The 17,758-nt window shown below is 71.8% G+C and carries 24 protein-coding genes; 5 read left to right on the plus strand and 19 right to left on the minus strand.

The window, feature by feature from the left end:
• Positions 1–124: 124 nt before the first annotated feature.
• Positions 125–316, plus strand: a complete 192-nt coding sequence (locus BX283_RS20120; protein ID WP_101388952.1) for a hypothetical protein — start codon at positions 125–127, stop codon at positions 314–316.
• 21 nt (positions 317–337) lie between these two features.
• Here the strand turns inward: BX283_RS20120 and BX283_RS20125 are convergent, their stop codons facing one another.
• The 3 genes from BX283_RS20125 to BX283_RS20135 all read right to left on the minus strand — a co-directional run bounded on the left by BX283_RS20125 (position 338) and on the right by BX283_RS20135 (position 3,331).
• Positions 338–1,633, minus strand: a complete 1,296-nt coding sequence (locus BX283_RS20125) for a GNAT family N-acetyltransferase (protein ID WP_101388953.1) — start codon at positions 1,631–1,633, stop codon at positions 338–340.
• A 77-nt stretch (positions 1,634–1,710) separates the two neighbouring features.
• Positions 1,711–2,661: an asparaginase gene (locus tag BX283_RS20130; RefSeq protein WP_101388954.1), complete on the minus strand. Its 951-nt coding sequence runs from the start codon at positions 2,659–2,661 to the stop codon at positions 1,711–1,713.
• Positions 2,662–2,722: 61 nt separating this feature from the next.
• The gene (locus BX283_RS20135; protein WP_101388955.1) at positions 2,723–3,331 is read right to left on the minus strand and encodes an ABC transporter substrate-binding protein; all 609 of its coding nucleotides are present in this window, start codon (positions 3,329–3,331) and stop codon (positions 2,723–2,725) included.
• Between the two features lie 143 nt (positions 3,332–3,474).
• On the opposite strand from BX283_RS20135, the gene dtd reads away from it, so the two are divergent.
• Positions 3,475–3,900 carry a D-aminoacyl-tRNA deacylase gene (gene dtd, locus BX283_RS20140; protein WP_101388956.1) on the plus strand — a complete coding sequence of 142 codons (426 nt, stop codon included), beginning with the start codon at positions 3,475–3,477 and terminating at the stop codon, positions 3,898–3,900.
• 70 nt (positions 3,901–3,970) lie between these two features.
• Here the strand turns inward: dtd and BX283_RS20145 are convergent, their stop codons facing one another.
• The 6 genes from BX283_RS20145 to BX283_RS20175 form a co-directional block, all read right to left on the minus strand.
• Positions 3,971–4,936: a folate-binding protein YgfZ gene (locus BX283_RS20145; RefSeq protein ID WP_101388957.1), complete on the minus strand. Its 966-nt coding sequence runs from the start codon at positions 4,934–4,936 to the stop codon at positions 3,971–3,973.
• Positions 4,937–4,945: 9 nt separating this feature from the next.
• The gene (locus BX283_RS20150; RefSeq protein ID WP_101388958.1) at positions 4,946–5,407 is read right to left on the minus strand and encodes a Fur family transcriptional regulator; all 462 of its coding nucleotides are present in this window, start codon (positions 5,405–5,407) and stop codon (positions 4,946–4,948) included.
• An 81-nt stretch (positions 5,408–5,488) separates the two neighbouring features.
• Complete coding sequence (locus BX283_RS20155; protein ID WP_101388959.1) at positions 5,489–6,061, minus strand: FABP family protein; 573 nt, start codon at positions 6,059–6,061, stop codon at positions 5,489–5,491.
• A gap of 272 nt (positions 6,062–6,333) precedes the next feature.
• Positions 6,334–7,209, minus strand: a complete 876-nt coding sequence (locus BX283_RS20165; RefSeq protein ID WP_101388961.1) for a hypothetical protein — start codon at positions 7,207–7,209, stop codon at positions 6,334–6,336.
• Positions 7,206–7,979, minus strand: coding sequence for a hypothetical protein (locus tag BX283_RS20170; protein WP_257583225.1), 774 nt, complete (start codon positions 7,977–7,979; stop codon positions 7,206–7,208). Before BX283_RS20170 ends, BX283_RS20165 begins: the two co-directional genes overlap by 4 nt.
• The gene (locus BX283_RS20175; protein WP_257583227.1) at positions 7,976–8,731 is read right to left on the minus strand and encodes a hypothetical protein; all 756 of its coding nucleotides are present in this window, start codon (positions 8,729–8,731) and stop codon (positions 7,976–7,978) included. Before BX283_RS20175 ends, BX283_RS20170 begins: the two co-directional genes overlap by 4 nt.
• A gap of 104 nt (positions 8,732–8,835) precedes the next feature.
• Between BX283_RS20175 and BX283_RS20180 the strand changes: the two genes are divergently transcribed.
• Entirely contained in the window at positions 8,836–9,201 is a 366-nt protein-coding gene (locus tag BX283_RS20180) for a DsrE family protein (RefSeq protein ID WP_101388964.1), read from the plus strand.
• A 22-nt stretch (positions 9,202–9,223) separates the two neighbouring features.
• Here BX283_RS20180 and BX283_RS20185 read toward each other — a convergent pair whose 3' ends face one another.
• From BX283_RS20185 to BX283_RS20215, 8 genes are all read right to left on the minus strand, one after another.
• Entirely contained in the window at positions 9,224–9,481 is a 258-nt protein-coding gene (locus tag BX283_RS20185) for a DUF3099 domain-containing protein (protein WP_101388965.1), read from the minus strand.
• A 121-nt stretch (positions 9,482–9,602) separates the two neighbouring features.
• Entirely contained in the window at positions 9,603–9,890 is a 288-nt protein-coding gene (locus tag BX283_RS20190; protein ID WP_033324392.1) for a DUF1416 domain-containing protein, read from the minus strand.
• Between the two features lie 40 nt (positions 9,891–9,930).
• Positions 9,931–10,776: a sulfurtransferase gene (locus tag BX283_RS20195; protein WP_101388966.1), complete on the minus strand. Its 846-nt coding sequence runs from the start codon at positions 10,774–10,776 to the stop codon at positions 9,931–9,933.
• Between the two features lie 165 nt (positions 10,777–10,941).
• Positions 10,942–11,049 carry a putative leader peptide gene (locus BX283_RS42465; RefSeq protein ID WP_373979218.1) on the minus strand — a complete coding sequence of 36 codons (108 nt, stop codon included), beginning with the start codon at positions 11,047–11,049 and terminating at the stop codon, positions 10,942–10,944.
• Between the two features lie 392 nt (positions 11,050–11,441).
• Positions 11,442–12,191 carry a DUF2993 domain-containing protein gene (locus BX283_RS20200; protein ID WP_101388967.1) on the minus strand — a complete coding sequence of 250 codons (750 nt, stop codon included), beginning with the start codon at positions 12,189–12,191 and terminating at the stop codon, positions 11,442–11,444.
• A gap of 54 nt (positions 12,192–12,245) precedes the next feature.
• A complete protein-coding gene (locus BX283_RS20205) occupies positions 12,246–13,535 on the minus strand; it encodes a hypothetical protein (protein ID WP_101388968.1) in 1,290 nt (429 codons plus the stop codon).
• A gap of 10 nt (positions 13,536–13,545) precedes the next feature.
• Positions 13,546–13,800 carry a MoaD/ThiS family protein gene (locus tag BX283_RS20210; RefSeq protein WP_101388969.1) on the minus strand — a complete coding sequence of 85 codons (255 nt, stop codon included), beginning with the start codon at positions 13,798–13,800 and terminating at the stop codon, positions 13,546–13,548.
• 33 nt (positions 13,801–13,833) lie between these two features.
• Positions 13,834–14,640, minus strand: a complete 807-nt coding sequence (locus tag BX283_RS20215; RefSeq protein ID WP_101388970.1) for a S9 family peptidase — start codon at positions 14,638–14,640, stop codon at positions 13,834–13,836.
• A gap of 232 nt (positions 14,641–14,872) precedes the next feature.
• Between BX283_RS20215 and BX283_RS20220 the strand changes: the two genes are divergently transcribed.
• Complete coding sequence (locus BX283_RS20220; RefSeq protein WP_101388971.1) at positions 14,873–15,661, plus strand: response regulator transcription factor; 789 nt, start codon at positions 14,873–14,875, stop codon at positions 15,659–15,661.
• 24 nt (positions 15,662–15,685) lie between these two features.
• Entirely contained in the window at positions 15,686–16,705 is a 1,020-nt protein-coding gene (locus tag BX283_RS20225) for a LacI family DNA-binding transcriptional regulator (protein WP_101388972.1), read from the plus strand.
• A gap of 399 nt (positions 16,706–17,104) precedes the next feature.
• Here the strand turns inward: BX283_RS20225 and BX283_RS20230 are convergent, their stop codons facing one another.
• Positions 17,105–17,572 carry a RidA family protein gene (locus BX283_RS20230; RefSeq protein ID WP_101388973.1) on the minus strand — a complete coding sequence of 156 codons (468 nt, stop codon included), beginning with the start codon at positions 17,570–17,572 and terminating at the stop codon, positions 17,105–17,107.
• Positions 17,569–17,730: a DUF4177 domain-containing protein gene (locus BX283_RS20235; protein ID WP_003975360.1), complete on the minus strand. Its 162-nt coding sequence runs from the start codon at positions 17,728–17,730 to the stop codon at positions 17,569–17,571. The genes BX283_RS20230 and BX283_RS20235 overlap by 4 nt, the downstream gene beginning before the upstream one ends.
• Positions 17,731–17,758: the final 28 nt, after the last annotated feature.

The following is a 17,758-nucleotide window of genomic DNA, read 5'->3' on the forward strand; positions in this document are numbered from 1 at the left end:
GAACGCTACAACTATCCGACAGCAAGGGGGAGTTGTTCGTGAGTTGGTTTATGAGTCTTGAGTTAGCGGGACAACTTCACCAAGTTGTCCGCCAACTTGGTGAAGTTCCACGGGGAGGGACTCCATGCCACTGATCGCGCTCATCGTCGCCTTAGCCCTCGTCGCCTCCGAGAAGCTGGTCCACCACAAGCTCGGGGCCATCGGTACCGTGGGGGTCGTGGTGCTGTCAGTCGGCGTCCAGACCCACGAGAACACCTTCACCGTCATCGGCGCGGCCGCGATCCTGGCCGCGCTCCTCCCGCAGGCGGACAAATGAGCGCCCTCACCTCGCCCGCCCTCAGAACACGTCCGGGCACCAGGCCCGCCGCGGCGTCCGCAAGAGGGCGTCCGCCCGGGCCGCTGCCCCCGCCGTCTCCTCGGCGGCCAGGCCCAGCGCGGCCAGTCGCACCGCCGACTCGTCTCCCAGGTACAGCGTCCCCAACTCCCGTACGTCCAGCGCAAGATCCGGAGAAGAAGTCGTGGGGGCGCAGGTCGCGCCCGACGGGTCCGCGTCCAGGCGGTAGCGGCCCGACGCCAGGCCGGACGCGTCCGTGATCTCCAGGACGAGGGTGCCCGAGGACGCGTACGTACGCGCCTCAAGGGCCCGTACGACATCGAGCACCCGCAGCCACAGGAAGTCCGCGTGCGTCACCATCCGGGCCGCGCGCGGGTCCGGGAGGAGCAGCGGGAGCAGGTCGTCGGGGGCGCGGTGGCCCGTGCGGACCTTGGTTATCCAGTCGACCGAGCAGACGAAGTGCCACAGCGCGCGCTCGGCGGCCGGGGTCAGCCCCAGCAGCCCGAGCACCGTCGCCGTGTTCAGCGGCTGCTTGGCGTCCGTCCACTTCTCGTCCGCGTGGTACGACGCCAGGCCCTCCACCTCGCCCGCCGCCGAGCGGTACACCGCCCAGAACGGCTCGGTCCACGGCTGGTCGTCCCGCCGGGCCGCGCCCGTGCGCAGGTCCCACCAGCGCGCGTCACGGCTCACCGCGCCCGGCTGCCCGGCCCGGAAGCGCTCGAAGAGTTCGGGGCCCAGCTTGCGTACGTCCTCGGCGTCGGCCAGGTCGATGCGGCCGCCGTCCTCCGGGCCCGACCAGCGCGGGTCCAGGCCCGACCGGCCCGTGTCGACCTCCCACTCGGCGGTCCAGGTGGCGGGGCCGAACCCGTACCGCCCGTAGATCGGGTACTCGGCGGCGATCAGCGTCGCCGCCACCTCGCCGCGCTCCTTCGCCGCCGCCAGGTCGTTCGCCATCATCCTGCTGAGCAGGCCGCGCCGGCGGTGCGTCGGGGAGACCGTGACGTTGGTGACCGCGCTGGTGGGGATGGCCGCGCCGCCCACCACGGTCAGCTCCTGGGCGAAGGAGCGGAAGGTCGCCACACAGCGCCCGTTGTCGAACACGCCCTGCGTACGGGCCAGATCGGTGTTGGCCCGGCGGGCCTCCAAGTCGTTCTCGCTCACCACCGGCGGCCGCAGGAAGCCGGTGCTGACGGCCTTCATCCAGTCGGCCAGTTCGGCGTCGGAGACGGTACGGATGTCGAGGGAGGCGGAGGCGGAGGCGGAAGTGGGGGCGGCTGCTGCTCGGCGGCTCGGGCTCATCCCGCCACGCTAGGCAGGCCCCCGCCCGGCTGTCGCCCGAATTTCCGGGCCCCGCCCACGCCTCCCCGCGCCCGTCCTCAGAACGCCGCCCGGATCTCCCCCACCCGCTCCGCCCCGCCCAGCAGCGGCGCGCTGCCGATGCGGTCGACCACCGGCGCGTCCACGCCGAGCAGCCGCAGCGCGCGGGCCAGGACCGGGCCGAGGGCGCGCGCGGCGCCGTCGTCGACCTTGAAGGCGAGCGCGCGGCCGTCCGCCAGCGCCACCGCCTGCACCGCCTCCGCGCCCATCTTCGACAGCGTCCCGGGCACCTCGCGCATCAGCCAGGTGTCGGGGCGGCGGGTGCCCGCCACGTACTCGGGGTGCGCGCGCATCGCGTCCGCCACCCGGCGCTCCGGCGTGCCGAGCTCGGCGAGCACGAACGTACGGAAGGCGCGGGCCAGGCCGGTCAGGCTGATCGCCATCAGGGGCGCGCCGCAGCCGTCCGTGCCGACCGTCGTCACCGGCTCGCCCGCCGCCGCCTCCACGCCCTCGTGCACCAGGCGCTGGAGCGGGTGCGCCGGGTCCAGATAGGTGGCCTCGTCCCAGCCGTTGAGGCGGCAGGCGGCGAGCATGGCCGTGTGCTTGCCGGAGCAGTTCATGGTGACCCGGTCGCGGACGTGTCCCGCCGCCAGGTACGTCTCGGCCTCGGCCGGGTCCAGCGGCAGGTCGGGCGGGGTCTGGAGGTCGTCCAGGGTCAGCCCGTGCTCGGCGAGCATCTTGCGCACCAGGTCGAGGTGGAAGCCCTCGCCCGAGTGGCTGGCGGCGGCGAGCGCGAGGCGCTCACCGGAGAGGTCGAGCCCGGCCCGCAGCACGGCGGCGGCCTGCATGGGCTTGTTGCTGGAGCGCGGGAAGACGGGCGCGGCCGGGTCGCCGAGCGCCAGCTCCACGCTGCCGTCGGCCGCCAGCACCACCAGCGAGCCCCGATGATGGCCCTCGACGAAACCGGAACGTACGACTTCGGCGAGGACCGGGGGTATGGAGGGGGTCATGACTGGGGCCTTCCGGACTGGACCGCCCGGTGACCTTGGAATCGTCGGTCAGAATCGTCGGTCAGATGAGCAGGTCGTCTACTTGTGCTTCCCCTTCACGGTACCTGCGGGCGATCTCCGCGCTGCAATCGTCGGCCGTCCGCTGGAGGTGCTGGCGGCGCCGCGAGACCTGCTGCTCGTAGCGGATCAGCCGGCCCATCGCGGTGTGCAGCTCCTCGTCCGTACGGGCGTCGAGGTCGGAGAGCTGGACCTCCGCGTCCATCTCGGCCGCCAGCCGCCGGTACTCGGCGCTGCGCGGCGTGGAGAGCGTGACATGGCGGGCGGAGGCCCGGTGCGAGGAGGGCGCGTCCGCCAGGATCTCGGAGAGCCGCTCCACGACGGGCGTGTGCGGCCCGGTGCGCCGCGCCAGCTCGGCCCGCAGGATGTCGATGCGGCCGTGCAGCAGCCGCCGCACATAGCTGAGGTCGGCCTCGTCGCTCTGCGACTGGCGCCGCAGCGTCCGCAGCTCCGGCAGCCGCAGCGCGGTCAGGTCGGGGTCCTCCGGTACGGGCAGATGGTCACCGGCACGCTGCGCGGGCGGTCGCGGGGCGGCCGCCCGCGCGGCCGACGGGCTCGTCCGGGTCAGCGAAACGGGGCCGGGCGGGTGCTGCCCGGCGCCAGGAGTGCTCATGAGTCTTACCGTCCCCTCGACCGGTGCGGGATGGGGCGCACCGCCTGTCAGCATCGTGCCACTCCCGGTGGTGCATATGCAGACACACACCACCCGTTCGGCCCCGGTGGGACCGGATTGGTGCGTGGAATAGGTTGGATCCCATGCGAGCGGTGGTACAGCGGGTGGACGGCGCGAGCGTCGTCGTGGCGGGCGAGACGGTCGGCGAGATCACCGGCGAGGGCCTGTGCGTCCTGGTCGGGGTCACCCACGGGGACACCCCCGAGAAGGCGGCGCAGCTGGCCAGGAAGCTGTGGTCGGTACGGATCCTGGACGGCGAGAAGTCCTGCTCGGACGTGAACGCCCCGCTGTTGGTGATCTCCCAGTTCACCCTCTACGGCGACGCCCGCAAGGGCCGCCGCCCCACCTGGAACGCGGCGGCCCCCGGCGAGGTGGCCGAGCCCCTGGTGGACGAGGTGGTGGCCCGGCTGAGGGCGCTGGGCGCGACGGTGGAGACGGGCCGCTTTGGCGCGGACATGAGGGTGACGCTGACCAACCACGGGCCGTTCACGGTGCTGGTGGAGGTGTAGCTCCCCGGGGCGGCACTCCCGGCCGCCGCCGCGGGCCTCGGGTGGACAACCGCGCACAGCCCGCCGCGGGCTACGGCTCGACCACGACCTCCTGCGCGGCGGCCGTGTTGCCCGCCAGCAGCTCCGCGTCCACCGGCACGTTCCGCTTCACCAGCGCCAGCGCGATCGGGCCCAGCTCGTGGTGGCGGGCCGACGTCGTGATGAAGCCGATCTGGCGGCCCTCGTCGCCGTCCGCCGCCACCCGCAGCGGCGTCCCGTGCGCCGGCAGCAGCACCTCGCTGCCGTCCAGGTGCAGGAAGACCAGCCGACGCGGCGGCTTCCCCAGGTTGTGGACGCGCGCGACCGTCTCCTGGCCCCGGTAGCAGCCCTTCTGGAGGTGCACGGCGGTGCCGATCCAGCCCAGCTCGTGCGGGATGGTGCGGTGGTCGGTCTCCAGGCCGAGCCGGGGCCGGTGCGCCTCGACCCGCAGCGCCTCGTACGCCAGGATCCCGATCGCGGGCCCGTGCGCGGCGGCGAACGCCTCCAGCTCCGCACGCGGCAGGAACAGGTCCCGCCCGTGCGAGGCCTCCCGGACCACCGTGCCCGAGGGCACCTCGGCGATCGACCCGGCGGGCAGGTGCACCACCGCGAAGTCCGCGGTGCGGTCGGCGACTTCGACGCGGTAGAAGAACTTCATCGACTCCAGGTACGCGATGAGGTCGTCCTGCGTACCGGGCTCGACGTGCGCCCACACCGTCGTACCGTCGTCGACGAGATAGAGCGCGTGCTCGATGTGCCCGTGCGCGGAGAGGATCAGCGCCTCGGTCGCGAGGCCCGCCGGCAGGTCGCTGACGTGCTGGGTGAGCAGCAGGTGCAGCCAGCTCAGCCGGTCGTCGCCGGTGACGGTGACGACACCGCGGTGCGAGAGGTCGACGAGGCCGCTGCCGTCGGCGAGGGCGCGCTGCTCACGGAACAGGTCGCCGTAGTGCGCGGCGACACCGTCGTCGGGCCCCTCGGCGGGGACGGCGCCGGGCAGGGACAGCAGAGGGCTCTTCATGCGGTAAGCCTACGACTCGCCGCTCGGAGCATCGGTGGAGGCGTTGCCCGACGCGTTCTTGGCGCACTTCTCGCACTGGCCGAAGATCGCGAAGTGCTTCATGTCCGTCGTGAAGCCGAACGTCGAGCAGAGCTTGGCGGTGAACTCCGCCGCCACCTCCACGTCCGCCTCGATCACCGACGTACAGTCCCGGCAGACCAGATGGATGTGGTGATGGCGGTCCGCCAGGTGGTACGTCGGGGCGCCGTGGCCCAGATGGGCGTGCGAGACCAGACCCAGCTCCTCCAGGAGCTCCAGGGTCCGGTACACGGTGGAGATGTTCACGCCGCCCGCCGTCTTCCTCACCTCGGTGAGGATGTCGTCGGGCGTCGCGTGTTCCAGTACGTCGACGGCCTCCAGCACGAGCTGGCGCTGGGGGGTCAGCCGGTACCCGCGCTTGCGGAGGTCGCTCTGCCAGTCGGTGGTCACCACACGCCCAGTGTAGGAGCCACCCCGGGATTACCGGCTCCGCGAACGGATCTCTCCGAAACGGATCTCCTCCCGGCGGATCTCCTACTTGAAGAAGGCGATCCCGTCGTCCGGCAGGTCACCCAGGCCCCGGGCCATCGCCGCGACCTCCTCGGGCGTGACGACCTTCTTGAGGTGGGCGGACATGTACGGCCGGAGCTCGACCTCGGGGGTGGCCTTCTCGCCGACCCACATCAGGTCGCTCTTCACGTATCCGTAAAGACGCTTGCCGCCGGTGTACGGACCGGAGGCGGCGGTGCGCGCCACGGCGTCCGTCACCAGGTCGATCTGCGGCTTCTGGTCGGCGAGCTCGCCGTACCAGATCTCGACGACGCCCTGGTCACGGACCATGACGACCTCGACCTTACGGTCCTTGTCGATGCGCCAGAAGCCGGACTCGCTCTCCAGCGGCTTCACCTTGTTGCCCTCGGCGTCGAGGATCCAGGAGTGCGACACGTACTCCAGGAAGTCCCGGCCGTCGTGGCTGAAGGTGACGGACTGGCCGAAATTGGCCTTCTCGGCGCCCGGGAAGTCGGTGACACCCGCGCCCTCCCACGTGCCGAGGAGGAAGGCGAGGGGGACGAGGTCCGGGTTCAGGTCGGACGGGATCTCGATCATGAGGCTTCGATCAGTCTTTCGTTACGTCTGCGGCTGGGGCGCGGTTCAGCGCTGGCCCTGGTACAGCTTCTTCACGGCCAGACCGGCGAAGGCGAGGACACCGACGCAGACCAGGACCAGCAGGGTTTCGAAGAAAGCCTCAAGCACGGGGTGCTCCTCGGATGAGCGTGTGGGCAGTAAAGGGCCGTACCCCAGCCTAATGGGTTGAGCCACGGCCTTCTCTGTGAGGTGCGCCGCCGGGCGGCGCGGCGCACCTCATCGGGCCGCGCCGGTCAGCCCAGCAGCTCGTTCTGGAGCATCACCGTCTGCTGGAAGGGGACGGCGGGGGCGGAGCCGGAACGGGACTGGACGACCACCGCGAGGACGTCCCCGGCCAGCACGTACGCCTGCCGCAGCTGCTCCGGGCCGTACGGCTCGACCTCGTTGTACGGGTACCGCGAGGTGCCCTCGACCTGGGCCTCCAGCGGGAAGGACGTGTCCAGCTCGGCGTAGTGCGCGCCGAGGAGCGCGTGGTACGGCGTGCTGTAGCGGGTGACGTCCTTCGACTGCACCCGCTCGGCCAGTGCGTGGGTGTCGAACTGGAGCAGGAAGATCCTGCTCCGGGTGCCGTCGGGCATGGTCCAGCCGCGGGCGGCGATGTGGCGCAGCCCGTTGTCGACGAGCGACTGGCCGAAAGCCGCCCGGTCCTCCTTCTCGTACTGCTCGAGGAACACGGAGGTCGCCAGCCAGCCGTCGTCGCCCTTCAGCGCCGGGTCCACCACCGCCCCCTCGGGGGCGGGCAGCACCAGGGCGCGCAGATCGGCGTAGTGGTTCTGCCCGGTGTTGGACGCCACCAGCGGCCGGGGCGCGCCCGGCGGCAGCGGCGGCAGCGCGATCTCCGGATACCGCCAGCGCCCGTCCGACTCGGTGGCCAGGCCGGGCAGGTCGGTACGGGTGCGGTCCACGACGGCGTACGCGGTGCCGGCGCCGAAGGAGAGGAAGGCGAGGACAGCGGCGCTCCAGCGCAGTGGGGCGCGGGTGCGGCGGCGGGGCGGGGCCGGGGCTTCCGGCGCGTCCGGCTGGGGGACGGGCCGCTCATCGGCGGTGGGCCGCGGCTCCGGCTGCTCGTCCGCGGTGGCCCGCGGCTGCTCGGTGGTCGGCTCGGTCACACCGACTCCCCGGACGCGCCGATCCGGTCCAGCTGCTCGCTCAGCAGCAGGGCGACGCCCTTGGCGTTCATCGGCTTGGGGCTCTCGGCGACGACGTCCACCAGGACCTCGCCCCGGTAGGCCGAACAGACCATCATGTCGAGCTTCTCGTCCTTCTCGTCGGGGCCCAGGAAGCACCGGGCGTCCTTGTGGCCCTTGACCTCGGGGCCCTTGCGCATGACGCCCACGGAGTCGAGGAGCGCCACGCGGAACTCGGAGGTCCGGCGCACGGTCCGGCTGTTCTCCATCCGGGAGAGCGCGATCTGGACCGTGAAGGCGGAAGCGGCGGCGGCGTTCGAGGCGGGCGCGTCGTCGGTGCTGCTGTAGCTGCGCATCGCCATGCCCTTGATGCGCTCCTTCCCGCCCCCCTTCTCCAGCTTCCGCCGCTCGTCGGCGGGCAGGCCGCGCAGGGACTCCTTGCGCAGCGCCACCACCTGATCGCCGGTCAGATCGGCGTCGGCGCCGAAGCCGTCGATGTCGGGGCCCCGGCTGTACCCGTCGGTGCCGTACGGGATCAGCATCCGCCCGAGCTCCGAGACGGGATTCCCGGCCTGGGCAGGGGCATCGGCATCGGCGGTCTTGCGGCCGCTCGCCGGAAGGGCCCAGTCCGGCGCGCCGGGCGCACGGTCGGCCCGGTCCACGACGACGGCGGTGGCCCCGACTCCCCCCGCGACCAGCACGAACAGCGCCCCTCCCACGGCAAGGGCGACACCACGCCTTCTCCCGCTCACATCCGCTCCCACTGCCGCTGTGCCAGGTCCAGTGCCGTGCGCGCCGCGATCGGCTCGTCGCTGTCGAGCCACAGCTCCATGGAGACGTTCCCGCGCCGCGCGAAGGCCTCCGCCCGGTGCCGTCCGCCGGAGTCGAGGCCGCCGCCGGTGTAGACGCGCCCGTTGCCCGAACCGCTGATCGCCGTGGTGTGGCCGCTCTCCTCGGCCGCCCACCGCTCGGCGCCATCCAGGGCCTCCTGCGACGCGACCACGCGCTCGTCCCGGAACTGGACGAGCCGGATCGTCACGACGAGGCTCCCCTCCCGCCACTCCGCCACGGCCGCGCGCCGGAACTCCTCGCTCAGCAGGGTCCTGAACTCCGCGTCCGGTCTGGTGAAGTACTCCGCGTAGTCGGACATGGGCAGCCAGCCGTCGCTGCCCGCCGGTCGCTCGACGTCCGACGCCCCGGCGGGCCTCTTCAGCAGCATGTTCCGCAGATCGCCGTCGGTCGCGGCCTTGCGGTCCCGGGCGGCGGAGAGCGGCGCGGGCGCCTTGCCCTTCGCCTGTGCGAGTACGGGCTGCGAGAGCGGCGGCAACGGGGTCGGCGCCCGGCCCGCCTGAACGGTGTAACCGGCGCACAGCCCGGCCACCACGCCGAGCACGGCGCCCCCCGCGATCAGCAGCGGCGTCCGCCCGCGCCGCCGCACCGCCGCCGCCGTCGCATCCGATGCGTCCGTCGTATCCGACGTGTCCGATGTGTATGCCGTATCCAAAAGGGTCCCCCCACGAGACCTCCGTACGGGCCCGATCACCCGTGCACAGAACTGACTCGCCGTCCTCGGGAGGGGTTGTGCGGGTGCGCATTACAGTTCGGGATATGGCCAAAAAGCTCGTACTCAAGGTGACCGCCGGGGCCGACGCCCCCGAGCGGTGTTCGCAGGCGTTCACCGTGGCGGCGGTCGCCGTCGCCAGCGGGATCGAGGTCTCGCTCTGGCTGACCGGCGAGTCGTCGTGGTTCGCGCTGCCGGGCCGGGCCGCCGAGTTCGAGCTCCCGCACGCGGCTCCGCTGCCGGACCTGATCGGCGGGATCCTGGCGGGCGGCGGCACGATCACGGTGTGCACGCAGTGCGCGGCCCGCCGCGACATCACCGAGAAGGACCTGATCGAGGGCGCGCGGATCGCGGGGGCGCAGGTGTTCGTCCAGGAGGCGATGGCGGAGGAGACGCAGGCGCTGGTGTACTAGCGCCGGTCCGGCGGGGCGGCGCTCAGTACTTCTTCTTGCCGTCGAGCTCGTCCCACCACTCGTCCGACTTCGGGTCCCCGGACGGGTCGTCCCACCAGCGGTCGTCCGGGCCCCGCCGGTTCGCCACCATCGCCGCGACCGGCGGGATCACCATCGCGACCACGCACATGGCGACCGCGGCCGGGACCGACCACAGCCGCACGAATCCCCAGGCGGACACGAACAGGACCAGGCATCCGCCCATCAGCCAGAAGTACTCGCGCCGGCGCCGAGCCAACATAAGTCCAGCGTACGACCGTATCCGCCGCCCGAGAACGGCACGGAGGGCCGCACCCGGTCCAGGTAAGCGTCCAACCCCCTGGGGTGCGGCCCTCCGGCCAGTACTTCGGTGCGCGCGCGCCTCAGACGGCGATCGCGACCTCCGCCAGGCCGCCCGTCTGGGCGACCACCGTGCGGTCCGCCGTGCCGCCCGGGACCAGCGCCCGGACGGTCCACGTGCCCTCGGCCGCGTAGAAGCGGAACTGGCCGGTCGCCGAGGTCGGGACCTCGGCGGTGAACTCACCGGTCGAGTCCAGCAGACGGACGTAGCCGACCACCGGCTCGCCGTCCTTCGTCACCTGGCCCTGGATCGTGGTCTCACCGGGCTTGATCGTCGAGGCGTCGGGGCCGCCTGCCTTCGCTCCACACATGGTTCTTCCTAACGGTTTACGGTCTGGGGGCTGTGCGGGGTTACTTGTTGGCGCCGAGCTCGATCGGCACGCCGACGAGGGAGCCGTACTCGGTCCACGAGCCGTCGTAGTTCTTGACGTTCTCGACGCCGAGCAGCTCGTGCAGCACGAACCACGTCAGGGCCGAGCGCTCGCCGATGCGGCAGTACGCGATGGTGTCCTTGGCCAGATCGACCTGCTCCGCCGCGTACAGCTCCTTCAGGGCGTCGTCCGACTTGAAGGTGCCGTCGTCGTTGGCGTTCTTCGACCACGGGATGTTGCGCGCGGACGGGACGTGGCCCGGGCGCTGCGACTGCTCCTGCGGGAGGTGGGCCGGGGCGAGCAGCTTGCCGCTGAACTCGTCGGGGGAGCGCACGTCGACCAGGTTCTGGGCGCCGATGGCCGCCACCACGTCGTCGCGGAAGGCGCGGATCGCGGTGTTCTGCGGCTTGGCCTTGTACTCCGTGGCCGGGCGGGCGGGCACCTGCGAGCCGTCGACCAGGTCGCGCGAGTCCAGCTCCCACTTCTTGCGACCGCCGTCGAGCAGCTTGACGCTGTCGTGGCCGTACAGCTTGAAGTACCAGTAGGCGTACGAGGCGAACCAGTTGTTGTTGCCGCCGTACAGGACGACGGTGGTGTCGTTCGCGATGCCCTTCGCCGACAGGAGCTTCTCGAAGCCCTCCTGGTCGATGAAGTCACGGCGGACCGGGTCCTGGAGGTCCTTGGTCCAGTCGATCCGGATCGCGTTCTTGATGTGGTTCTTCTCGTACGCCGAGGTGTCCTCGTCGACCTCGACGATGGCGACCTTCGGGTCGTCGATGTGGGCCTCGACCCAGTCGGCGTCTACCAGGACGTCGCTGCGGCTCATGCGGTTCTCCTCCGGGGCAGGTGCGGCGGGTGGTGCGGGGTGCGGGTGCGCTCGCCGCGCGAGCGGGCACGGCGCTGCTTCGGCACGGGGGTGGCCCTGAACACGGTCAAAGGGCCCGGGGAACACGGGAGTTGCCGTCTCTTCGCAGAGAGGGGCGGGTCCCGCTCAGACGTGGCGACAGAGCATGGCGGCGACGCGGCACAGGTCGACTGCCCGCCGCTTCGTGAGATCCGCCTGTCCCCGCGGCCGGAGGACGCTCGAATAGCTCTGCATGCGTCCGATCGTAGGGACGGACGGGCTGCCATGTCACCGGTGTGTCGCATTTTGAGACACGATCATCCGGATGGTGGGACGAGGAGGGGTCCGGGGCGCGTTTCGTCGGTGCCGGGGACGCCTCTGCCCGGGGGCTATCTGCCCAGCGGACACTGTCGTCTCAGCATCCGGTTACCGGCCGGTCCCGGGGTTCTCCGCCTGCGGGCCGGTGGGGGCTGGTCGCGCCCGGTGTTCGTCTGCGGGCCGGTGGCCGGTTGCTCGCGCAGTTCCCCGCGCCCCTGGGTAGTCCGCCGCAGCCGGAGTACTCAGCTCAGCCCCCGGTCTTTAGGGGCGCGGGGAACCGCGCGCTCAGCCCCCACCGGCCCGCAGGCGAAAACGGCGCACCCAGCGAATCAACCCGCGAGGGAGACGTTCGACCCGGTCCCAGAGAACCGTAGCCCGTCCGACACAGCCGTCACCTTGTCGAGCTTGATCCCCCGAGGAAGCCCCTCGATCTTCAGGTCGTAGTCGACGGCCTTACGGAGCTTCTCGTCGAACCCCGGCACCGGCAGCTTCGGCAGCTCCGAGGAGCGCACCTTGACGGTCGCGCCGCCGTCCGTCGTCACCGTGCTGTACGCACTGACCGTGCGCCCCGCGAGCAGCACCTTGAGGCTCGCGGGGACCTGGACACCCGCGCCCTCCAGCAGGTCGGTGAGCTGCCCGGTCACCTGGACCTGACCCTTGGCGGCCCGCTCGGGCCCGGCGTAGCCGACCTTGGCGCCCTTGGGCGCGGACTTGGTGAGGTCGGCGTAGGAGATACGGGCCGAGCCGTCCGCCCGTACCGCCGTCGCGGACGAGTAGCTGCTGTCGACCTTCACGTCGTGCAGCTTGGCGCGGACCTCGGTGACGTTGACCGAGTGGCCGTCCGCCGTGGCGGTGACCCCGCCCAGCTTCACGTCGACCTCGTCGAACTCCTTGCCCATCGCCTGGGTGAGGAAGGGGAAGCCGGAGATCGAGACGTCAGGGGTCTCCCGCAGGCCCTGACTGGCCTTGATCTTGTCGGCCACCTTGGACTCGACGACGTTCACCGCGATGCGGTCCGCGGCGACGAAGAGGCCGCCGAGAACCACCGCGACGATGAGCCATATCCGAAGTGCGCGCATTGCGTACGAGTCCCCCCACACTGGTCGTTGACGCTGCGAGCCTAACCTCCGGAATTACCCGATCACTCGACCGATCAGATACAAAGCGGGAACAGCCGCGGTGAGCGGCAGCGCCACTCCGGCCGTCATGTGCACGAAACGCGACGGGTAGTCATAACTGGCCACCCGCAGCCCGATCAGCGCGCACACCCCGGCCGCGAGCCCGAGCAGCGCGCCCGGGGCACCCACGTCCGTCAGCTGTCCGACCACGATCCCCGCGCCCGCCGCGGCGAGCAGCGAGACCACCACGGAGACCGGCCCCGGCAGCGGCAGCGCGCGGGCCGGGACGGCGACGGCCACCGCGGCCGCGCCCACCGCCACCGCGTGCGGGATCGCCGCGAGGCAGCCGGCGGCCAGGATCGTGAGCGACGCCGAGGCAACCGTCGCCATCAGGCCGTACATCCGCTCGTCCGGGTCCGCATGGCTGCGCAGCTGGAGCACCAGCGTCAGCAGCACCCACACCCCGAGCGTGCCCAGGATCGCCGCGGGCGCGTGCTCGTCGCCGACGGCGAGCAGCGCCGCGTCCGCGACCAGACCGCCCAGGAAGGCGAGCGCGATGCCCTGCCGGGCGGGCCACATCCCGTTGAGCCGGAACCAGCCCGCGGCCGTGACGGCCTGGAGCAGCACCAGCGGCACCACCAGCGCGTACTGCCCGATGCCGGACGCGGCCGCGAGCAGCAGGCCGAGGACGGCGGTGAGCGCGGCGGGCTGCATCCCGGGCGCGATGATCGGCGAGCGCCCCTCGGCGCGGGCCCGCTGGGCGTCGGTGACCCGGGTGTTGCCGACGGTGGTGGGCGGGCTGTAGGCGGGGCCGTCGGCCGGGGCGGGCTCGGCGGGCGCCGGTTCGTACGCCGACGCCTCCGGCGGCAGCGGCACGGACCCGGTCTGCGGCGGCAGATACGCGGTGTCGGCGGCGGCGGGCTGCGCATACGCCTGCGCGTACTGCTGCTGCACGGGCTGAGACTGCATGGACTGCGGCTGCATGGACTGCTGGACCGGCTGCTGCTGCACGGGCTGCGGCTGGATCGTGGGCTGGTACTGGGTGTCCCAGGTCTGGCCCTCCCACGTCTGCGTGTACTGCTGCTGCTCCTGGTACGACGGATCGTGCGGGAACTGCTGCTGCGGGGGCTGCTGGTGCTGGACCGGCTGGTGCTGGAGCGGCTGCCCGTACTGGTCGTACTGCTGGTGCTGCGGGTGCTGCTGCTGGTACGCGTCGTACTGCTGCTGGTACTGCTGGACCGGCTGCCCGTACTGGTCGAAGCGCGGATACGGCTCGTCGTACGGCTGGTACTGCTGATCGCTCATGACGTGGGGGTCACCCTCCTGCGAACGGCGGGAGCACCTCGACCGTGCCGCCCTCGGCAAGCCGTACGGTCTCATGCCCGCGCGTCCCGACGGGGTCACCGTCGACCAGGAACGAGCACCTGAGCAGTACGCGGGTCAGCTCGCCGGGGTGGCGCTCGCGCACCGCGGCCAGCGCCTCGGCCAGTGTGGCCGCCTCGTACGGCTCCTCCGCGACACCGGCGGCGGACTTGGCCGCGGCCCAGAAGCGGATGGTTCCCGCTGCCATGGCGACCCTCCTTTCGTCGTCCCCCATGATGGGCTACGCCACCGACAGCCACTGCGCGATCCGGCGCAGCAGCTCCTCGCCGGCCGCGTTCTCCGCGTGCCCCATGCCCTCCTCCAGCCACAACCGCGCAGGTCCGGCGGCCGCCAGCATCCTGGGGTGGTCGAGCGGGAAGTACGGGTCGCGGTCGCCGTGGACGATCAGGAGCGGGGTCGGCGCGATCAGCGGGACCGCCTCGACCGGCGAGAGCGGCACCGGGCACCACTCCTTGGAGTCGATCCGGGTGGCGAAGCCGAGCCGTCCGACCAGGCGCCCGGCGGGCCGGGTGACCAGCCAGTGCAGCCGCCGCATGGGGGCGGTCCCCCGGTAGTACCAACGGGCCGGCGCACTGACGGAGACGACGGCATCCGTCCGCGCCTCCGTGAGCCCCTTGTGCATCGCCGCGTGCCGCAGCACCACCGAGCCGCCCATCGAGAAGCCGACGGTCACCACGCGCGCGTAGCCGAGTGATCTCGCCCACTCCACGGCCGCCGCCAGGTCGAGCACCTCGCGGTCGCCGACCGTGGAGCGCCCGCCGGAGCCCCCGTGGCCCCGGAACGAGAACGTGACCACGCCCGCGTACTGGGCGAACACCCCCGCCGCCCGCCGCACCGCGGGCCGGGCCGCAGAGCCCGTGAAACCGTGCGCGACCACGATCGCGGTGTCCGTCGGACCCGCCGTACAGGGGTCGTGGACCGCCTCGATCGGCACACCGTCCGAGGTGCGCAGAGTTGCGCGCCGCGGTCCTCCAGTGATCGAGGAAACATCCACAGTGTGAAATCGGCCCTCTGCCCCGGAACTCATGTGGGCTATTCTGCTGGGCAGAGGATCCGGGCAGCGCAGCCCCCGGGTCCTTTTGCGTTTCCTGTTCGTTGTTACGAGCAGGTGAACAAAGGCTCTCAGGGCGCGGGAGCCTTGGCGTAAAGCAGTGCCGTAAACGTCCTCGCAGGGACCGAGGAGGAACCGACGTTATGGGCGAGCAGACCGTGCACGATCATCCGAAGAAACCGACGACGACCTTGGCAGGTGGGGCGCGATGAGCTCTCTGCTGCTCCTCACCAACGCCCTCCAGCCGTCGACGGAGGTGCTTCCCGCGCTCGGCCTGCTGCTGCACAACGTGCGGGTCGCCCCCGCCGAGGGCCCGGCCCTGGTGGACACCCCCGGTGCCGACGTGATCCTCGTCGACGGCCGCCGCGACCTGCCGCAGGTCCGCTCCCTGTGCCAGCTGCTGCGCTCCACCGGCCCCGGCTGCCCGCTGCTCCTGGTGGTCACCGAGGGCGGTCTGGCCGCCGTCACCGCCGACTGGGGCATCGACGACGTGCTCCTGGACACCGCGGGTCCCGCCGAGGTCGAGGCGCGGCTGCGGCTCGCGATGGGCCGCCAGCAGATCACCTCCGACGACTCCCCCATGGAGATCCGCAACGGCGACCTCTCCGTGGACGAGGCGACGTACAGCGCCAAGCTCAAGGGCCGGGTGCTGGATCTCACCTTCAAGGAGTTCGAGCTCCTGAAGTACCTGGCGCAGCACCCCGGCCGGGTCTTCACGCGCGCGCAGCTGCTCCAGGAGGTCTGGGGCTATGACTACTTCGGCGGTACGCGGACGGTCGACGTCCACGTACGGCGGCTGCGGGCGAAGCTCGGCCCCGAGCACGAGTCGCTGATCGGCACCGTCCGGAATGTCGGCTACCGCTTCGTTACCCCGGAGAAGGTCGAGCGGGCGGCGGAAGAAGCCAAGGCCAAGGCGGCCGCGGAATCCGTGGCCTCCGCACCGGTCCCGGCCGCCGCGGAGCCGGAGGAAGCCTCCGTACGCCCTGCCCAGAGGTAGGTCACCCCGCGTAGACTCCCGCTCGTGGCCAAGGTGACGCGGGATGATGTGGCGAGACTTGCGGGTACGTCGACCGCGGTCGTCAGCTATGTCATCAACAACGGACCGAGGCCGGTCGCCCCGGCCACGCGCGAGCGGGTACTCGCCGCGATCAAAGAGCTGGGCTACCGGCCGGACCGGGTTGCCCAGGCGATGGCCTCCCGGCGCACGGACCTCATAGGCATGATCGTCCCGGACGCGCGCCAGCCGTTCTTCGCGGAGATGGCGCACGCGGTGGAGCAGGCGGCGGCCGAGCGCGGGAAAATGGTCCTGGTCGGCAACTCCGACTATCTGGACGACCGCGAGGTCCACTATCTGCGGGCGTTCCTCGGGATGCGGGTCGCGGGTCTGATCCTGGTCAGCCAGGGTCCCAGCGAGCGCGCGGCGGCCGAGATCGACGCCTGGGACGCGCGCGTGGTGCTGCTCCACGAACGGCCGGAGGCGATCGACGACGTGGCCGTCGTGACCGACGACATCGGCGGCGCCCAGCTGGCCACCCGCCACCTTCTCGAACACGGCCACGCGTACGTGGCGTGCCTGGGCGGGGTCGAGTCGACCCCGGCGGTCGGCGACCCGGTGGCGGACCACGTGGAGGGCTGGCGGCGGGCGATGCTGGAGTCCGGGCGCTCGGTGGAGGGGCGGCTCTTCCAGGCGCCGTACAACCGGTACGACGCGTACCGGGTCGCGCTGGAGATCCTGGGCGGGCCCGAGCGGCCCCCGGCGATCTTCTGCTCCACGGACGACCAGGCGATCGGTGTGCTGCGGGCGGCGCGGGAGCTGCGCATCGACGTGCCGGGGGAGCTGGCGGTGGCGGGCTTCGACGACGTGAAGGAGGCGGGCCTCACGGACCCGCCCCTGACGACGGTCGCCTCGGACCGGCCCGCGATGGCCCGGGCGGCGGTGGATCTTGTGCTGGACGATGCGCTGCGGGTGGCGGGTTCGCGCCGGGAACGCCTGAAGCAGTTCCCGTCCCGCTTGGTGATCCGCCGCTCCTGCGGCTGCTGAGCCCGGACTTCGCCTGCGGCCCGGTGGCCCCCTTTTTGCCCGGACTTCGCCTGCGGCCCGAGGGTGGCTGGTCGCGCAGTTCCCCGCGCCCCTTAGGTAGTCGGCCGCAGCCGGGAACCCCAGCTCAGCCACCCGCTTTTAGGGGCGCGGGGAACTGCGCGACCAGCCCCCACCGGCCCGCAGACAAACAACGGCCCTTTCAGGGGCGCGGGGAACTGCGCGAGCAACCCCCACCGGCCCGCAGACAAACAACGGCCCTTTTAGGGGCGCGGGGAACTGCGCGACCAGCCCGCCACCGGCCCGCGGACAAAGCACCCGGCCGCCCGCCAAGGGCTTTCGGGAAGGGGCGGGGTGGGGGCAACTGCGCGAGCAACCCCGCACGATCCGCAAACGTACGAACTACTCGACCAGTTCGACCTGGAGCTCGACCTCGACCGGCGCGTCCAGGGGAAGGACCGCCACGCCGACCGCACTGCGCGCGTGGACACCCTTGTCGCCCAGGACCGCGCCAAGCAGCTCGCTCGCCCCGTTGATCACACCCGGCTGGCCCGTGAAGTCGCTGGCCGAGGCCACGAAGCCCACGACCTTCACGACGCGCGCGATCCGGTCGAGGTCACCCGCGACCGACTTCACGGCCGCGAGGGCGTTCAGCGCACAGATCCGCGCCGCGTCCTTCGCCTCCTCGGCCGTGACCTCCGCGCCCACCTTGCCCGTCAGCGTGAGCTTGCCCTCGACCATCGGCAGCTGCCCGGCCGTGAACACGTACACACCCGACCGCACGGCCGGCTGGTACGCGGCCAGCGGCGGCACGACCTCCGGCAGCGTCAGGCCGAGCTCGGCCAGCTTCGCCTCCACCGCGCCGCTCATGCCTGCTTCTCCCGCTTCAGGTAGGCCACCAGCTGCTCGGGGTTGTTCGGCCCGGGAACGACCTGGACCAGCTCCCAGCCGTCCTCGCCCCAGGTGTCCAGAATCTGCTTGGTCGCGTGCACGAGAAGGGGCACGGTCGCGTATTCCCACTTGGTCATGGGGCCGACTGTATCCGCTGCCGGAGGC

It is taken from the genome of Streptomyces sp. TLI_146 (genome assembly GCF_002846415.1).
GTDB lineage: Bacteria > Actinomycetota > Actinomycetes > Streptomycetales > Streptomycetaceae > Streptomyces.

Excerpts from the sequence above, each read along its gene's own strand:
- BX283_RS20120 (WP_101388952.1), top strand. The coding sequence starts at position 125 with ATGCCACTGATCGCGCTCATCGTCGCCTTAGCCCTCGTCGCCTCCGAG.
- BX283_RS20125 (WP_101388953.1), bottom strand. The coding sequence starts at position 1,633 with ATGAGCCCGAGCCGCCGAGCAGCAGCCGCCCCCACTTCCGCCTCCGCC.
- BX283_RS20130 (WP_101388954.1), bottom strand. The coding sequence starts at position 2,661 with ATGACCCCCTCCATACCCCCGGTCCTCGCCGAAGTCGTACGTTCCGGT.
- BX283_RS20135 (WP_101388955.1), bottom strand. The coding sequence starts at position 3,331 with ATGAGCACTCCTGGCGCCGGGCAGCACCCGCCCGGCCCCGTTTCGCTG.
- dtd (WP_101388956.1), top strand. The coding sequence starts at position 3,475 with ATGCGAGCGGTGGTACAGCGGGTGGACGGCGCGAGCGTCGTCGTGGCG.
- BX283_RS20145 (WP_101388957.1), bottom strand. The coding sequence starts at position 4,936 with ATGAAGAGCCCTCTGCTGTCCCTGCCCGGCGCCGTCCCCGCCGAGGGG.
- BX283_RS20155 (WP_101388959.1), bottom strand. The coding sequence starts at position 6,061 with ATGATCGAGATCCCGTCCGACCTGAACCCGGACCTCGTCCCCCTCGCC.
- BX283_RS20180 (WP_101388964.1), top strand. The coding sequence starts at position 8,836 with ATGGCCAAAAAGCTCGTACTCAAGGTGACCGCCGGGGCCGACGCCCCC.
- BX283_RS20185 (WP_101388965.1), bottom strand. The coding sequence starts at position 9,481 with ATGTTGGCTCGGCGCCGGCGCGAGTACTTCTGGCTGATGGGCGGATGC.
- BX283_RS20190 (WP_033324392.1), bottom strand. The coding sequence starts at position 9,890 with ATGTGTGGAGCGAAGGCAGGCGGCCCCGACGCCTCGACGATCAAGCCC.
- BX283_RS20195 (WP_101388966.1), bottom strand. The coding sequence starts at position 10,776 with ATGAGCCGCAGCGACGTCCTGGTAGACGCCGACTGGGTCGAGGCCCAC.
- BX283_RS42465 (WP_373979218.1), bottom strand. The coding sequence starts at position 11,049 with ATGCAGAGCTATTCGAGCGTCCTCCGGCCGCGGGGACAGGCGGATCTC.
- BX283_RS20200 (WP_101388967.1), bottom strand. The coding sequence starts at position 12,191 with ATGCGCGCACTTCGGATATGGCTCATCGTCGCGGTGGTTCTCGGCGGC.
- BX283_RS20205 (WP_101388968.1), bottom strand. The coding sequence starts at position 13,535 with ATGAGCGATCAGCAGTACCAGCCGTACGACGAGCCGTATCCGCGCTTC.
- BX283_RS20210 (WP_101388969.1), bottom strand. The coding sequence starts at position 13,800 with ATGGCAGCGGGAACCATCCGCTTCTGGGCCGCGGCCAAGTCCGCCGCC.
- BX283_RS20215 (WP_101388970.1), bottom strand. The coding sequence starts at position 14,640 with ATGAGTTCCGGGGCAGAGGGCCGATTTCACACTGTGGATGTTTCCTCG.
- BX283_RS20220 (WP_101388971.1), top strand. The coding sequence starts at position 14,873 with ATGAGCTCTCTGCTGCTCCTCACCAACGCCCTCCAGCCGTCGACGGAG.
- BX283_RS20230 (WP_101388973.1), bottom strand. The coding sequence starts at position 17,572 with ATGAGCGGCGCGGTGGAGGCGAAGCTGGCCGAGCTCGGCCTGACGCTG.
- BX283_RS20235 (WP_003975360.1), bottom strand. The coding sequence starts at position 17,730 with ATGACCAAGTGGGAATACGCGACCGTGCCCCTTCTCGTGCACGCGACC.